The following is a 1,114-nucleotide window of genomic DNA, read 5'->3' as shown; positions in this document are numbered from 1 at the left end:
GCTTCTGAATTCTCCATTGAAATAGGCAAGAGATACCAAACTTTCCAATTACCACGCCGCAACTCCCCCTTATATTTCAATTTTCTAAAGGAATCCAAAAGCTTGTCAAAGGGGGTAAGTGCCTGCCCGGTCCGCCGCGGCGGATCGGGGGGATTTAGTTCCGACTGACAATGCGCAGCTTACAACCACGAAAACCCGACAACCATTTACAATTATCAACGCTTGTCTTCCTCAGAGGATTGGTCATCGGTTATCGCACACTAAACAAATAACCAATTACCAAATTCAACCTTTAAATCTCCCATTTCCATTGCGCTGGCATCAACCTAATTTTCCAAACCAACATCCTGCGCCAGCGCTGGTTCCTTCTCACTCTTTTAACCCCGGGTTGCGTCGTGCCTCCGGTTGGTGAGCCTGTCGAACCATACCCGGGGCTACGCCACGCCTGTGCGCCTGTGGCGTAGCGCACAAGTATTCATAGTTTGACCCTTTCAGGGTCATTTCTTTGCAATAAGTTCCATTGAATTGCTATGTTCTATTTTTCTACAGAACAAGATCCCTCTCCTCAAGTGCCTGTCCCGCAGAATTGCGGGAAGAGAGCCTGTCCCGAGGTTTTAATCCCGAAATTTAAATCTCGATGTTTTTCCTATCGGGAGTTTAAGATTCGGGAAGCGTAGCGAATCGGGAGTGGGGGTGAGGTAGACAACCTCCAAACCTCCAAACCTCCAAACCTCCCAACCTCCAAACTTCCCAACTCCCCAACTCCCCAACATTCAAACATTCAAACCACCTCAGCCCCTTCTCCCCCTTTAGGGGGTCGGGGGGTACAACAATGACAACAATTACAACAATGACAACCCTTCCAACAATTCAACAATTAAACCGAACGATTACTATATTTAAGCCCTAACTAACCATCCTCATCCCTTGCTCGGCGCAGCCCTACTTGTCCTTTTCCTATTCTTCGCTTCACAGCCCATCCTTGGCAATCTGCAAAAGGAGCACAAATGGATTAAAGCAGGCCTGCTTAACCAAATGTTTTGGTATCATATGTTTTTTGGATTGGTCTATTGGACTTATACCCAGTTTTTTCGGTCAGATTCTGTGAGTTATT

At 46.8% G+C, this 1,114-nt stretch carries 1 pseudogene; it reads left to right on the top strand.

Features of this window, described 5'->3' with window-relative positions:
* Window positions 1-927: 927 nt before the first annotated feature.
* Window positions 928-1,114 (top strand): annotated as a pseudogene (locus ACK4HU_RS21930) (hypothetical protein); the annotation flags it as partial.

The sequence above is a fragment of the Algoriphagus sp. genome (assembly GCF_046296635.1).
In the GTDB taxonomy this organism is placed as follows: Bacteria; Bacteroidota; Bacteroidia; order Cytophagales; family Cyclobacteriaceae; genus Algoriphagus.
The sequence above is the reverse complement of the archived record's forward strand: the minus strand, read 5'-3'. Positions and strand labels throughout refer to the sequence as shown.